We start from the raw sequence: 14,689 nt of genomic DNA, 5'->3' as shown, positions 1-14,689 counted from the left end.
GCGATTGAACTGCCGATGAGACGAAGATAAGTCCGAATGGACCGTCTTGTGCCTTTGAAAAGTCGGATTGCCAAGCAGGCTTGCGATATTGGCGATCCATGACCCAGACCTCGCCCTTCACCGCCTTCGCCCCCGCCGTCAGCGAACCGACCCCGCTGCGCCGCGCGATCACCGATGCCTTCCGCCGCGACGAGGCCGCCTGCATGGCGCCGCTTCTGGAAGCGGCGACGCTGAGCGAGGCGCAGCGCCGCGACGTGCGCGAGACCGCGAGTGCGCTCGTCACCACCTTGCGCGCCAATCACAAGGGCACCGGCGTCGAGGGCCTCGTGCAGGAATATTCGCTCTCCACGCAGGAAGGCGTCGCGCTCATGTGCCTGGCCGAGGCGCTGCTGCGCATCCCCGACAATGCCACCCGCGATGCCCTGATCCGCGACAAGATTTCGGACGGCGACTGGAGCGCGCATCTCGGCGGCGGCAAGTCGCTGTTCGTCAATGCCGCGACCTGGGGGCTGGTGGTGACCGGCAAGCTGGTCAGTTCGGTTGACGACAAGGGGCTGGGTTCGGCGCTGACCCGCCTCGTCGCCCGCGCGGGCGAGCCGGTGATCCGGCGCGGCGTCGATCTCGCCATGCGCCTGATGGGCGAGCAGTTCGTCACCGGCGAGACCATCGACGAAGCGGTGAAGCGCGCCAGGGAACTGGAAGAGAAGGGCTTCCGCTACAGCTATGACATGCTGGGCGAAGCGGCGACTACTGCCGCCGATGCCGATCGCTACAACGACGACTACGTGAACGCCATCCACGCCATCGGCAAGGCCAGCGCGGGTCGCGGTATCTACGAAGGTCCGGGCATCTCGATCAAGCTCTCCGCTCTCCACCCGCGCTACAGCCGAGCGCAGGCGGGCCGGGTGATGGGCGAACTGCTGCCCCGCGTGAAGGCGCTGGCGGTGCTCGCCAAGGGCTACGACATCGGTCTCAACATCGATGCCGAGGAAGCGGACCGTCTCGAACTCTCGCTCGACCTGCTGGAAGCGCTCGCGCTCGATCCGGATCTCAAGGGCTGGGATGGTCTGGGCTTCGTGGTGCAGGCCTATGGCAAGCGCTGCCCCTACGTGCTCGACTGGATCATCGATCTCGGCCGCCGCGCCGGTCGGCGGATGATGGTGCGTCTGGTCAAGGGCGCCTATTGGGACGCCGAGATCAAGCGCGCCCAGGTGGATGGCCTTGCCGACTTCCCGGTCTATACCCGCAAGGTCCACACCGACGTGTCCTATGTCGCCTGCGCCAGGAAGCTGCTGGCGGCGCCGGACGCGGTGTTCCCGCAGTTCGCCACCCACAACGCGCAGACGCTGGCGACGATCTACCACCTCGCCGGGCCGGACTTCGTGGTTGGTCGCTACGAGTTCCAGTGCCTCCACGGCATGGGCGAGCCGCTCTATTCGCAGGTCGTGGGGAAAGACAACCTCGACCGCCCCTGCCGCATCTACGCGCCGGTCGGCACCCATGAGACGCTGCTGGCCTACCTCGTGCGCCGCCTGCTGGAAAACGGCGCGAACTCCTCGTTCGTGAACCGTATCGCCGATCCGGCGGTGCCGGTGGAAGACATGGTGGCCGATCCGGTCGAGGTCGTGCGCGCGATGCCCCATCCCGGCGCCCGTCACGACCTGATCCCGCTGGCCGCCGATCTCTATCCGAGCCGCCGCAATTCGGACGGCATCGACATGGCCGACGAGACCGCGCTCGCCGTGCTTTCGGAAGACCTGCGCCGCTCCGCCGCGCGCGAATGGTTTGCCATGCCCGCCAATGCGCAGGGCGAGGCGCGCGCCGTGCTCAATCCGGCGGACCATGAGGACGTGGTCGGCCGGGTGATCGAGGTCGCGCCCGAAGCGGCAGCGGTCGCCGTCGCCCGCGTCGCGATCAGCCGCTGGGGCCAGGTGCCGGTGGCCGAGCGCGCCGCCATGCTCGACGCCGCTGCCGATGCCATGCAGGCGCGGATCGGCGTGCTCATGGGCCTCGTCATCCGCGAGGCGGGCAAGTCCGCCGCCAATGCCATTGCCGAAGTGCGCGAGGCGATCGACTTCCTGCGTTACTACGCCAAGCAGGCGCGCGAGACTTTCGGTGCCGATCAGGCGCCGCTCGGGCCTGTGGTCTGCATCAGCCCGTGGAACTTCCCGCTGGCGATCTTCGCCGGACAGGTCGCCGCCGCGCTCGTCGCGGGCAATCCGGTGCTGGCCAAGCCCGCCGAGGAAACCCCGCTGATTGCCGCCGAGGCGGTGCGCCTGCTGCACGAGGCGGGCGTTCCCAAGGACGCGCTCCAGCTGCTGCCGGGCGAGGGCATGCTCGGCGCCGCGCTGGTCGCCGCGCCGCAAGTGGCCGCCGTCATGTTCACCGGCTCGACCGAAGTGGCGCGCCTGATCCAGAAGCAGCTTGCGGGCCGCGTCTCGGCTGAGGGCCGTGCGATCCCGTTCATCGCCGAGACCGGCGGCCAGAACGCGATGATCGTCGATTCCTCGGCACTGGCCGAGCAGGTGGTGGCGGACGTGATCGCCTCGGCCTTCGATTCGGCGGGACAGCGCTGCTCGGCGCTGCGCGTCCTCTGCCTGCAGGAAGACGTGGCCGATCGCACCCTGACGATGCTCAAGGGCGCGCTGGCGCAGCTGCGCGTGGGCAATACGCAGGAACTCGCGGTCGATATCGGCCCGGTCATCACTGCCGAGGCCAAGGGCATGATCGACGGCCATGTCGCCCGCATGAAGTCGCGCGGCTGCAAGGTCGAGCAAGTGGCAATCCCGGCGGAATGCGAGGCGGGGACTTTCGTTGCGCCCACCATCGTCGAGATCGCAAGCATCGCCCAGCTCGAACGCGAGGTGTTCGGTCCGGTGCTCCACGTCGTGCGCTTCAAGCGCGACGACCTGCCCGCGCTGATCGAGGCGATCAACGATACCGGCTACGGCCTGACCTTCGGCCTCCACACCCGCCTCGACGCGACGGTGGAGCAGGTGACTTCGGCGATCCGTGCAGGCAACCTCTATGTCAATCGCAACACCATCGGCGCGATCGTCGGTGTGCAGCCGTTCGGCGGGCGCGGGCTTTCGGGCACCGGTCCGAAGGCGGGCGGGCCGCTCTATCTGGGCCGCCTTGCGTCGCTGGCGCCGCAAGTGCTGGATGCCCCGGCGCAGACGGCCCCGCTGGTCGAGGCTTTCGCGACCTGGCTGAGCGGGCAGGGCGACGCGGCCTTGGCGGCTGCGGCGCGGGCGATGGCGGCCTCTTCGGCGCTAGGCCTCGAACTGGCGCTCCCGGGGCCGGTGGGCGAGACCAACCTCTATGCCCTCCACCCGCGCGGCCGCGTGCTGCTGCGTCCGGCGACCGTCAAGGGGCTTTACGGGCAGATGGCGGCAGTGCTCGCCAGCGGCAATACCGCGACGGTCGAGGGCATGGCGATTCCCGCCGGTCTGCCGGAAGCGGTGGCGGCGCGCTTTGCGCCGGATGCGGGCGAGCACTTCGCGGCCTGTCTGGTGGAAGGCGATGCCGAAGCGGTCCGCGCGGCCTGCAAGGCGGTGGCGGAACTGCCGGGGCCGATCGTTCCGGTTCACACTTCGGCGGGTCCGAACCTCGTCTGGCTGCTGGAGGAAGTCTCGACCTCGATCAACACCACCGCGGCGGGCGGCAATGCAAGCCTGATGATGATCGGCTGATTCTTCGTCATTGCGAGGCCCGTAGGGCCGCGGCAATCCAGAGCGGAGCGCCTCTTCGCTCTGGATTGCTTCGCTTTGCTCGCAATGACGAAAAAACAACGAAAAAGGCCCGCGAGTGAGGAACTCGCGGGCCTTTTTTCATGGGCTGGAGGACGTGTCAGCAGGCCGGAAGCGGTTGGCGGCTCACCTCGTCCTCGCGCTTGTGGAGCGAGAGGGTCACGAGGAAGATCGCGAGGCCGCCGAGCGAGAGGCCCATGCCGATCCAGCCGGTCGAAGTCAGGCCATAGCCTGCCGAGATCGCCAGTCCGCCGAGCCAGGGGCCGAGCGCATTCGCCATGTTGAAGGCGCTGTGATGCGCGGCGGCGGCGAGGGCCTGGGCGTCTCCGGCCACGTCCATCAGGCGGGTCTGGAGGATCGTGCCGAGGCCGCCCGCGAAGCCGATCAGCAGGACGACGACGCTGAGGGTCCAGACATTGCTCGCCGCCATCGGGAACAGGGCGAGCGCGAAGGCGCTGAACAGCAGGGCGCCGATCGCGGCCTTGTTCAGCGAGCGGTCGGCGGCCCAGGCCCAGAACAGGTTGCCCACCGTCATGCCGACGCCGAACACCGCGAGGACCACGGGCACGAGGTGCTCGGAGACCTTGGTGACTTCGATCATGGTCGAGGCGATGTAGGTGTAGACGGCGAAGAGGCCGCCGAAGCCGATGGCGCCGGTCAGCAGGGTCAGCAGCACTTGCGGGCGGCGCAGCGCGCCGAGTTCGCGCATCGGGCTGGCGCCCTCGGCGGCCTGCTGGTGCGGGGCATAGAGCGCGACGAGCGCCATGGTGATGATTGCCAGCACCGAGACGATCGCAAAGCCGGTGCGCCAGCCGAAGGCCTGCCCCAGCCAGTTCGCCAGCGGAACGCCGATGATCGTGGCGACGGTCAGCCCCGACATGACCAGCGCCACCGACTGCGCGCGCTTGTTGGCGGGCACCATCGAGGCGGCGACCAGCGCGGCGATGCCGAAGTAGGCGCCGTGCGGCAGGCCGCTGATGAAGCGGAACAGCAGGAGCAGCGGATACGTCGGCGCCATTGCCGAAAGCGCGTTGCCTACCGCGAAGAGCGCCATCAGCCCGATCAGCAGCGCGCGCCGGGGCAGCTTGGCGGCCAGCACGGCAATGATCGGCGCCCCGACCACCACGCCAAGCGCATACGTGCTGATGGCATGGCCCGCTTCAGGCTCGGTCAGGCCGAGGTCGCGCGCGAAATAGGGCACGAGGCTCATCGCGGCGAATTCGGTTGTGCCGATGGCGAAGGCGCCCATCGCCAGCGCCAGGATGACGAGCGCGGGATGGGTATGGGGCTGGGCGTTCTGCTGTCTGGTCATGTTGCACTGCAATATTGGGGGCATTTGCGATCTAGTGGACCACCCCGCCATGCCAACCCGCCTGGAGGTGCAATAATTGCACCCATGGTCTCGCTTGTTGCAATGTGTTGCGCGAGGCCGCTCTGGATTGCTTCGCTACGCTCGCAATGACGAAAGCAGGTTTCATCCCGCGCGCATCGTCATCCTGAAACAAGTTCAGGATGACGGGTGGAGTGAGGGAGTGCGAGTGCCGTTTAAAGCCCCGGATCGAACTCCGGCGCATTCTTGGTCGTGTAGTCCGAATGCGTCGCGACATGGATGCCGCACTCGGTCTTGTTCCAACCGCGCCAGCGGCCCGAGCGGGGGTCTTCGCCTTCCGCGACCTTGCTGGTGCAAGGCATGCAGCCGATCGAGGGATAACCCTGCGACACCAGCGGATGCGGCGGCAGATCGTGCTCGGCGATATAGGCGGCGATGCGCTCCGGCGACCAGTCGATCAGCGGATTGACCTTGAGGCGGCCTTGCGCATCCGTGGTGTCCACCTCGAAGCGGGGCAGGGTGGCGCGGGTCGAGGCCTGGAACGCCTTGCGGCCGGTCAGCGAGGCATCGTAGCCGAGCAGCGCCTGTTCCAGAGGCTTGACCTTGCGGATTTCGCAGCAGCCGTCGGGGTCGTAGGACCAGCGCAGCCCGTTCTCGTCCTTCTTCGCCAGTTCCTCGGCATCGGGCAGGAGATTGATGAGATTGGTCAGGCCCAAACGCGCGACCAGCAGATCGCGATAGGCGAGCGTTTCGGGGAAATGCTTGCCGGTTTCCAGGAACAGCACCGGCACGCCCGGATCGACGCGGCTGACGAGGTGCAGCAGCACCGCCGATTCCGCACCGAAGCTGGACACGATCGCGATGTCGCCCGCCATGCCTTCCTTGAGCACCGTTTCGAGCATCTCGCTCGTGTCGGTGCCGCGGAAGAGACGGTTGAGGCGGACGGCATCGGCCTCGTCGAAACGAGGGCCGGTGTCGATCCGGTCGCGGATACGTGCAGCTTCGGTATGGGGCATGTGTATTCCCTTCCGGTGGACGCTTACGCCGGGTGGCGCTTCGCCCAGATCGCCGGGCGACCGTCGACGACGGTCGCCTGGTAGACGTTGTCCCAGCGATCGAACGCGTTGCGCGCGTCCTCTTCGTTGAGGGCCTTTTCGGGCGCGAAGGCATCGAAACCGCAGCGCCGCAGGTGATGGAGCATGTCGATCACGAGATCGCCCACGGCGCGCATTTCGCCCTCATAGCCCGCTTCGCGCAGGATACGGGCGGAAGAATAGCCGCGTCCGTCGGTCCAGGCCGGGAAGCTCACTTCCACGAGCGAAAGCCGGTCGAGATAGGGCAGCAGGTCGCGCGCGTCGTCGCCCGGTTCGATGCGGACGGCGGTGGCGTTGGACTGTTCGGAGAACGAATCCACGGTGACGGCGGGGTCGTTGACGGTTTCGTCGTCACGGAAACGGAACTGGACGTCAACCATAGATGGCCTCCTTGAACGGGTCCATGCCGATACGGCGATAGGTGTCGAGGAAGCGCTCCTCGCCCTGCTTGTTGGCGAGATAGACTTCGGTGGCCTTTTCGATGGCATCGACCACGCCGTCCTCGGTGAAGCCGGGGCCGATGATCTTTGCGAGCGAGGTATCCGCGCCCTCGCTGCCGCCGAACAGGAGCTGGTAGTTTTCCAGGCCCTTCTTGTCGACGCCGAGGATGCCGATATGGCCCGCGTGGTGGTGGCCGCAGGCGTTGATGCAGCCCGAGATCTTCAGCTTCAGCTCGCCGATCTCGGCCTGGCGCTTGGCGCTGCCGAAACGCTCGGAGATCTTCTGCGCGACCGGGATCGAGCGGGCATTGGCCAGCGAGCAGTAGTCGAGGCCGGGGCAGGCAATGATGTCGCCCACGGTATCGAGGTTGGCGGTGGCGAGACCGGCATCGTCCAGCGCCTGCCAGACCGTGTAGAGGTCGGCCTTGCGGACGTGCGGGAAGACGATGTTCTGGGCGTGGGTGACGCGCAGTTCGTCGAAGCTGTAGTCCTTGGCCAGCTTCGCCATCAGGCGGATCTGGTCGGCGGTGGCGTCACCGGGGATGCCGCCCACGGGCTTGAGGCTGACCGTGGCGATCACATAGCCCGCCTGCTTGTGGGCGTGGGTGTTGCGCTCTACCCAGAGGCGGAAGTCGGGATCGGTCAGGTCCAGATCGTCGGAAGCGGCGCTATCGTAGGCCGGGCCGGTGAAGTGGGCCTTGATGCGCTCCAGTTCGGCGAGCGGGGGCTCGATCGGCTGGGTGAGCAGGTGCGCGAATTCTTCCTCGACCTGGCGGACATATTCGTCGCGGCCCAGTTCGTGGACGAGGATCTTGATGCGCGCCTTGTACTTGTTGTCGCGGCGGCCATAGCGGTTGTAGACGCGCAGGCAGGCTTCCGAATAGGTGATCAGCTGGTCCAGCGGCACGAATTCGCGGATCAGCGGCGCGATCATCGGCGTACGGCCCATGCCGCCACCGGCATAGAATTGGGCGCCGATCTCGCCGGCGTCGTTACGCACCATCTTGATGCCGATATCGTGCAGACGCATCGCCGCGCGGTCCTTTTCGGACGCGATGACGGCGATCTTGAACTTGCGCGGCAGCACCAGGAATTCCGGGTGGAAGCTGGACCACTGGCGCAGCAGTTCGGCGTAAGGGCGCGGATCGACGATCTCGTCGGCGGCGGCACCGGCGAACTGGTCGGACGAGATGTTGCGGATGCAATTGCCGCTGGTCTGGATGGCATGCATCTCCACCTTGGCCAGTTCGGCCAGGATGTCGGGCGTGTCTTCCAGCTTGATCCAGTTGTACTGGATGTTCTGGCGCGTGGTGAAGTGGCCGTAGCCGCGGTCGTACTTGTCCGCGATGTCGCCCAGCAGCGTCATCTGCGCGGAATTCAGCGTGCCATAGGGCACCGCGACGCGCAGCATGTAGGCATGGAGCTGGAGGTAGAGACCGTTCTGCAGGCGCAGCGGCTTGAACTGGTCCTCGGTCAGGTCACCGGCAAGGCGGCGGCGCACCTGGTCGCGGAATTCCGCGACGCGGGTATCGACCATCTGCTGGTCGTATTCGTCGTACTTGTACATCAGATCACCCAGTCTGCGGCTGCGGGGTTGGAGGCCTCCCGCGTCAGGTCGAGGCGCACGGTCGGCCCGAGGGCGCGGATGCGCTCCTTGATATGGGCCGGGCGAATGCCCTCAGCGGTCTTCTCGCCGTCGATCACATAGGCGGCGACGGCGTTCTGGGCGCCTTCCTCGCGCGCCACCAGAGCGGCGCCATGGTCGCCCACGTCGGCCGATTCGTTGACGTCGAGCGACCAGCCCACGCCGGTCCACCAGATGACCGCTCCGGTCTTCAGGTCGTTGCCCGTCAGGATCTTCACTTTGTTGCCTCCAGCGCCACGGCGCGAATGGTGTTGTCGGGTTCTGCGGTGACGTGCCCGATAACGATAAGCGCGGGACTTTGCACCTTCGCATCCGCGATCAGGTCGGCAAGTCCGGCGAGCGGCCCGCGCAGCACGCGCATGGCCGAGCGCGTGGCGTTCTCGATCACCGCTACCGGCACGTCGGGCGCGAGGCCGTCGGCCATGAGCTTCTCGGCGATCTGGGCGGCGGTGGCGATGCCCATGAAGATCACCAGGGTACGCCCCTTGCCCGCGAGACCCGACCAGTCCTGATCGGTCAGGCCCTTGCACTGGCCCGCCACGAACGTGACGATCGAGGCATGATCGCGGTGGGTCAGCGGGATTTGGGCAGCGGCCGAGGCGCCCAGCGCGGAGGAAATGCCGGGCACCACTTGCACCGGAACTCCGGCGGCATGGCAGGCTTCCGCTTCCTCGCCGCCGCGGCCGAACACGAAGGGGTCGCCGCCCTTGAGGCGCACGACATCGTGCCCTGCCAGCGCCTCGCGCACGAGCAGGGCGTTGATCTCTTCCTGCTTCATCGTGTGGCGGGCGCGGCTCTTGGCCACCGAGACCAGACGCGCCGAAGGCTTGGCCATGGCCAGGATCGCCGGATCGACGAGTCCGTCGTGCACGATGAGCGCGGCGTTCATCAGCAGCCGCGCGGCGCGCAAGGTCAGGAGATCGGGATCGCCGGGACCGGCGCCGACCAGAAAGACTCGACCAGAGGGGGCGGGATTCGCTTGCATGATGGCGCAGATGATCCTCCGCGCCCCGGATTGCCAGCGATAATGGCTTTGTCCGGGGCAAGGGAGGCTTTAGCGGCGCATCCAAGGCCTTCGGGAAGGCCTTTTCCGGGGAATTTTCAGGCGACCTGGTCTTCCAGCAGTTCGCGCAGGTTTTCCGGCGATTGCGGATTGCTGCTCGGCGCGCGGTCGGGGCGGCCGAGGAAGTAGCCCTGGGCCTCCTCGCAGCCTTCGCTGATGAGCAGGTTGAACTGGCTCTGCGTTTCCACGCCCTCGGCCAGGACCGGGATGCGCAGCGACTGGCCGAGCGCCAGAACGGCGCGGATGATGGCGCGGGCCTGCTCGTTCTCGTCCGATTCGAGCAGGAACGACTTGTCGATCTTGATCTTGTCGAACGGGAAGGAGTGCAGCGTGTCGAGCGAGGAATAGCCGGTGCCGAAATCGTCCATGGCAATGGCCACGCCGAGGCTCTTGAGCTGGCGCAAGTTGTTGAGCGCACGGGTCTTGTCGGTAATGATCGCGCTTTCGGTGATTTCCAGTTCGAGCCGGGAGGCGGGAAGTCCCGCTTCCTCCAGTACCCGCGCGACCATCGGCGCTAGGTCCTGCTGGACGAGCTGTACCGGCGAGACGTTGACGGCGATGCGGTGGTCCGAATGCCAGGTGGCAGCCTCGCGGCAGGCCTGCGCCAGCACCCATTCGCCGATCTGGAGGATCGCGCCGGATTCCTCGGCGATCGGAATGAACTCGGCAGGGGAGACGAGCCCGTGCACGGGATGATGCCAGCGCACGAGCGCCTCGTAGCCGGAAAGCTGCCCGCTGCGCAGCTGGCACTGCGGCTGGTAGAGCAGCACCAGTTCCTGCCGTTCGATCGCGAGGCGCAAGTCGTTCGCGAGTTGACGCCGGGCGCGGGCGGTCTCGTCCATGCTGGGTTCGTAATAGCAGATGCGCTCGCCGATCTGCACTTTGGCGCGGTACATGGCGAGGTCGGCATTGTTGAGCAGGGCTTCGCGGTCGGTGCCGTCATGCGGATAGGCCGCCACGCCCAGGCTGGCGCCGAAGCTGAGGTCCTGCTTCTCGTGCCGGACCGGCTCGTCGAAGCAGGGGCTTACGCGGGCGAGGAATTCGGCAAGCTGCTCGTCGGTGTCGAAGAGCTTGGCCAGGCCGAACTCGTCGCCGCCGAGGCGCGCGGCGATCTCGTCCTCGCCGATCACCGACTGGAGGCGGCGGGCCAGTTCGGCCAGAACCACGTCGCCCCAGGCATGGCCGTAGGTGTCGTTGATTTCCTTGAACCGGTCGAGGTCGATCGCGGTCACCCCCAGGCGCTTGCCGTGGCGCGAGGCCTGGTCGAGCATCTCGTCGATCCACAGGTTGAAGCGCGTGCGGTTCGGCAGGCCGGTCAGCCCGTCGTGCATCGCCATGTGGGCGATCTGCGCCTCGGATTCGTGCTGGCGGGTGATGTCGTCGAAAGTCGAGACCCAGCCGCCGCCCGGCATCGGCCGGCTGGCGATGGAGATGACCGTGCCGTCGGGATATTCCGACAGGATCGGGGGATGGGACTCGGTCGCCAGGTTCTCGCGGATCGCCCGCTGCGAGACCTCGACCCGTTCCGCGATCAGCTCGGGGGCGAAGCGAAAGGCGCTGCTGAGGCGGATCACTTCGGAAAGATGCATGCCCGGCAGCAGCGCTTCCGGTTCGAGGCCGTACATCTCCATGTAGCGCGGATTGGAGAGAACGAGCTTCTCGTCCGCATCGAACAGGCAGAGGCCCTGGTGCATATGGCCAAGCGCCGCGTCGCGCTGGCGGCTTGCCTCGGCGATGCGATCCTGCGCTTCCTTGAACCGGGACATGTCGCGGGTGATCTTGGCGAAGCCGATCGGCTGGCCCAGGTCGTCCAGCATGGTTTCCATCGTCACATGGGCCCAGAACCGGGTGCCGTCGCGGCGGACACGCCAGCCCTCGCCGTAGTAGCGGCCCTCGCTGCGTGCCTTGCCGAGGGCGATCCGGTCGCGTTCGGCCTCGCGGTCTTCCGGAGTGTAGAAGCTGGAGAGGTGGAGACCGAGCACTTCCGCTTCGGCATAGCCCTTGAGGCGCTGGGCACCGGCGTTCCAGTTGACGACCCGGCCTTCGAGATCGAGCATGTAGATCGCACAATCGGAAATGCCGCGCACGAGGAACGAGAAATTCCGCTCGCTCATGGCCAGGGCGGCGGCGGTGCGGCGGCTCACGAAGAGTGAAATTGCCGAAATCGCGATGAGCAGGAGGGTGACGGCGGTGACCGCACCGGCCATTTCGCGCGGGGAGATGAGCAGCTCGGGCGGGGCTGATCGCGTCGGGATCAGCGTCAGCCCGGTCATGCCGGTAAAGTGCAGGGCGACCACCGAGGCGGAAACCAGGCCGGTGGCCGCGAGCAGCCCGCGCAGGCGGCGGTCTTCGAGCGCAAGCGCGAGCGCTGGATAAAGCGGCAGCCAAGCGAGGATGATCGATGCCAGAATGAACCCCGGTTTCCACGTCATGACTGCCGGAAGTTCCAGTGCCTGGGTGCCGGTGTAGTGCATGGCGGCGATGCCCAATGCGGCCACCAGGGAAGCGGCGAGCAAGGCCGGACGGTTCAGGCCCTTCAGGGCAATACCGAAGGCAAGGGCCAGCGTCGTGATCGGAATCGCGAGCGAAGTCAGGGTCAGGACCGGTTCGAAGCCGGTGATCATCTCCGGAGCATAGCCCTGCATGGCGACGAAATGGGTTGCCCAAATGCCGAATCCGGCGCTTGCGCCCGCCATGCAGCACCAGCGCCGCCGTGCCTTGCCAGCACAGGACTGTGCCTGGCGCAGCAAGGCCAGGGCAGTCAGTGAAGAAAGCAGGCAGATCAACGCAGCGAGCACGACAAATTTAAGGTCATGCCCGTCGCGGATGCAAAGATAGATATCGAACACCGCAACCCCGATTCTGTGCTCGAAAAAATACGGATATCCGGGTTAGCAATCGATTAACGCCGATTTCATCCCAATTTGACTTTTGGCACGCGATAAAGTCAAACTGAGGGTTTCTGCGGATGGAACTCGGTAGAAAATTAGCCAAGATGCTAACCGATTCTTAATCCCTGTGCGGACAGGTTGCGATTCTCCTGGAGAATGCGCCATGCCGATAGCGGCACACTTTGAAGACAAGCTCACCGACAACGGTTTTGAGGCCGGCCACGAGAGCGGCAGGCCGCGCGCTGCGCGCAAACGGCTGATGATCGAGACGCAAGGTGCCCTGCCGTCCGGCGTCGAGGCTCCGGTGACGATCCACAACTTCTCGGAAACCGGTCTCTTGCTGGAAACGCAGGTGGACATGGAGATCGACGAGGCCCTCGATATCCAGCTTCCCGAGGCCGGGTTGACCCGTGCGCGTGTGGTCTGGGCCAGCGGGCGGCTCTATGGTTGCGCTTTCGACGTGCCGCTCCATCCTGCCGTGCTGAGCGCCGCACAACTGCGCAGCGCTGTGCAGGAGGTCGATCTTGCACCCGCTCCGGCAGTCCCCACACCGGCTGCCATCGGCGGCGAGAGCTTCGGAGAGCGTCTCCATCGCCTGCGCAAGCTGCGTGGGTTCACCCAGGGCGAACTGGCTTCACGCCTCGGCGTCAGCAAGCCGACCGTCTGGGCCTGGGAGCAGGGCCGCGCGCGCCCGATCGAGGAACGCCTCGATGCCATTGCCGAGGAACTTGGCGTCACCGCCGCGGAATTGCGGCCCGGCCGCACCGTGGTCGGACTGCCCGAACTGATCGCCCGCTGCCGCGACCAGATCGCCGCAGCCGTGGAAACGAGCCCGGACAAAGTCCGTATCATGATCGAACTTTAAAATATAAATTTGCCTCCATTTCCGTTCAGTAACAGGGTTAACGCGCTTTCCGACTCAATGCAGTGATGGTAAATGTATTGATAACAATAACTTGAAATCATGATCGGTTAGATAACGGGGCTAACCTTTTTTGGTGAAAGTTATTGTCAGGGTCGCCGGAAACCGGAAGCCGAATGTTCGTGTGTCGTCTTTTGGGCGCTCGAATGTCTGCTAACGATATTCCGAATCGTGGCCCGATTTGCGTTGGATCGTTCAGCGGTCCTCTGAATCCGGGGCATTACGAAGATGGGCATGAATTTTACCGTTCAGGAAAGCTCCGCGCTGTACGGACTGCTGGCGGAAACATCGTCCGATATCATTCTCAAGACCGATCGCGACGGCACGATCGTGCACGCCTCGCCCGGCATCCGCAAGCTGGGCGTGCAGCCGCACGCGGAAGTCGGTCCGCATCTCCTAGATCTGGTGGCGGAGCCGGGGCGTGCTGCGGTCGCGGGCGCGCTGGAGGCGGCGGTAGCCGGTGGTCAAAGCGTGCAGTGGGTGGAATTTCCTGCCCTCACTGCCGACGCCCGCGAAAGCTGGTTCGAGATTCGCATTCGTCCGCTGACGGATGACGCCGGGGCGGTTTACGGCATGCTTGCGGTGATGCGATCGATCGACGATCGCCGCGCCCTGCGCGATCAGCTTTTCGCGGCGACTTACACCGATCCCCTGACCCAGCTCACCAACCGCGCGGCGTTCATTTCCATGCTGGAACACATGATCGCCCAAGGCATGGACGGCTGTCTGGCGATGTTCAGCATCGACTTCTTCCGCACCATCAACATGAAGCACGGCCAGATCGTGGGTGACGAAGTGCTGCGCGTCTTTGCAGACCTGCTGCGCGAAATGCTCCGGTCGGACGATATCATCTCGCGCATCGGCTCCGAGCGGTTTGCAGTGCTGTTGCCGCGCACGACTCCGGAGCAGGCACAGGCCATCTGCGCGCGGGTGGTCGCGACTCTGGCCGACCTTCGCCAGAAAGTCGGTGACAGTCGTCTCGCGATCACCACCAGCGGCAGCGTCGCGCGCATTGCCGACAGTATGGACAGCACCATCGAACGTGCCGAGCTGGCACTGTTCTGCGCCAAGGCCAAGGGCCGCAATCGCCTGGAAATGGAAAAGCCCCGCCGCATTATCGCCTGAGATCTGCGGAAAACGGGTCCAGGCGCCGAGGCACTTCTCACCAGCCGCTTCATCTGCTGTTTTCAGCTTCGAGCAGCGCGTTCCGCCATTGCCTTGGTGCGCGAATAGACGCCTGAAAGCCGCCCGGGGAAGGGGCGATGTTCGTCCGGGTTTATCAGCGGGTGACCGTTCAGCAGGACGTATTCGGTGCTGACGTGAACGACGCGCTTCACGCCGGACTTGCGGACGGCGTCAAGGGCGGAGGGCGTCCCTCGACATTGACGGCGACATGATCCGGCGTTTCCCGGCTGGGGTCGATATGCGCCGCCGCGTGCACCAGGGTTTCGCAGCCTGCCATGGCTTGCGGAAGCAGCAGGTCAGCCAGCGTGTCCGCGACCGGCACGGCCCCCAGGCCGCGAACCGCCTTGGCTGCTGCCGACGACCGCACGGC

Annotated in this window: 12 protein-coding genes; 3 read left to right on the top strand and 9 right to left on the bottom strand. The window is 65.9% G+C overall.

The features are described 5' to 3' along the window. Nucleotides 1-98 precede the first annotated feature (98 nt). A complete protein-coding gene (gene putA / locus AC4D6D_RS17320; RefSeq protein WP_491328305.1) occupies nt 99-3,692 on the top strand; it encodes a trifunctional transcriptional regulator/proline dehydrogenase/L-glutamate gamma-semialdehyde dehydrogenase in 3,594 nt (1,197 codons plus the stop codon). A gap of 157 nt (nt 3,693-3,849) precedes the next feature. On the opposite strand, the gene AC4D6D_RS17315 is transcribed toward putA, so the two are convergent. The 7 genes from AC4D6D_RS17315 to AC4D6D_RS17285 form a co-directional block, all read right to left on the bottom strand. Further along, complete coding sequence (locus AC4D6D_RS17315) at nt 3,850-5,061, bottom strand: MFS transporter (RefSeq protein WP_491328304.1); 1,212 nt, start codon at nt 5,059-5,061, stop codon at nt 3,850-3,852. Nucleotides 5,062-5,294: 233 nt separating this feature from the next. Then, nucleotides 5,295-6,095, bottom strand: coding sequence for a phosphoadenylyl-sulfate reductase (locus AC4D6D_RS17310; protein ID WP_491328303.1), 801 nt, complete (start codon nt 6,093-6,095; stop codon nt 5,295-5,297). A gap of 23 nt (nt 6,096-6,118) precedes the next feature. Continuing rightward, the gene (locus AC4D6D_RS17305; protein ID WP_491328302.1) at nt 6,119-6,553 is read right to left on the bottom strand and encodes a DUF934 domain-containing protein; all 435 of its coding nucleotides are present in this window, start codon (nt 6,551-6,553) and stop codon (nt 6,119-6,121) included. Beyond that, nucleotides 6,546-8,180, bottom strand: a complete 1,635-nt coding sequence (locus AC4D6D_RS17300; protein ID WP_491328301.1) for a nitrite/sulfite reductase — start codon at nt 8,178-8,180, stop codon at nt 6,546-6,548. Before AC4D6D_RS17300 ends, AC4D6D_RS17305 begins: the two co-directional genes overlap by 8 nt. Continuing rightward, nucleotides 8,180-8,476, bottom strand: a complete 297-nt coding sequence (locus AC4D6D_RS17295; protein WP_147217905.1) for a DUF2849 domain-containing protein — start codon at nt 8,474-8,476, stop codon at nt 8,180-8,182. The genes AC4D6D_RS17300 and AC4D6D_RS17295 overlap by 1 nt, the downstream gene beginning before the upstream one ends. After that, nucleotides 8,473-9,243 carry a uroporphyrinogen-III C-methyltransferase gene (gene cobA, locus AC4D6D_RS17290; protein ID WP_491328300.1) on the bottom strand — a complete coding sequence of 257 codons (771 nt, stop codon included), beginning with the start codon at nt 9,241-9,243 and terminating at the stop codon, nt 8,473-8,475. Before cobA ends, AC4D6D_RS17295 begins: the two co-directional genes overlap by 4 nt. Before the next feature lie 116 nt (nt 9,244-9,359). Then, nucleotides 9,360-12,119, bottom strand: a complete 2,760-nt coding sequence (locus tag AC4D6D_RS17285) for a bifunctional diguanylate cyclase/phosphodiesterase (protein ID WP_491328299.1) — start codon at nt 12,117-12,119, stop codon at nt 9,360-9,362. Between the two features lie 256 nt (nt 12,120-12,375). Between AC4D6D_RS17285 and AC4D6D_RS17280 the strand changes: the two genes are divergently transcribed. Together AC4D6D_RS17280 and AC4D6D_RS17275 are read left to right on the top strand one after the other, a co-directional pair. Further along, nucleotides 12,376-13,077 (top strand): helix-turn-helix domain-containing protein, encoded by a 702-nt coding sequence (locus AC4D6D_RS17280; protein WP_491328298.1) that lies wholly within the window; start codon nt 12,376-12,378, stop codon nt 13,075-13,077. 291 nt (nt 13,078-13,368) lie between these two features. Continuing rightward, on the top strand, nt 13,369-14,259 hold the full coding sequence (locus AC4D6D_RS17275; RefSeq protein WP_491328297.1) for a sensor domain-containing diguanylate cyclase: 891 nt from the start codon (nt 13,369-13,371) through the stop codon (nt 14,257-14,259). A gap of 62 nt (nt 14,260-14,321) precedes the next feature. On the opposite strand, the gene AC4D6D_RS17270 is transcribed toward AC4D6D_RS17275, so the two are convergent. Next, on the bottom strand, nt 14,322-14,471 hold the full coding sequence (locus AC4D6D_RS17270; RefSeq protein WP_491328296.1) for a hypothetical protein: 150 nt from the start codon (nt 14,469-14,471) through the stop codon (nt 14,322-14,324). After that, the gene (locus tag AC4D6D_RS17265) at nt 14,468-14,686 is read right to left on the bottom strand and encodes a hypothetical protein (protein WP_491328295.1); all 219 of its coding nucleotides are present in this window, start codon (nt 14,684-14,686) and stop codon (nt 14,468-14,470) included. The genes AC4D6D_RS17270 and AC4D6D_RS17265 overlap by 4 nt, the downstream gene beginning before the upstream one ends. Nucleotides 14,687-14,689: the final 3 nt, after the last annotated feature.

This window comes from Novosphingobium sp. BF6 (assembly GCF_058273105.1).
Note: the sequence above shows the minus strand (reverse complement) of the source record. Positions and strands in the feature narration are given on the sequence as shown.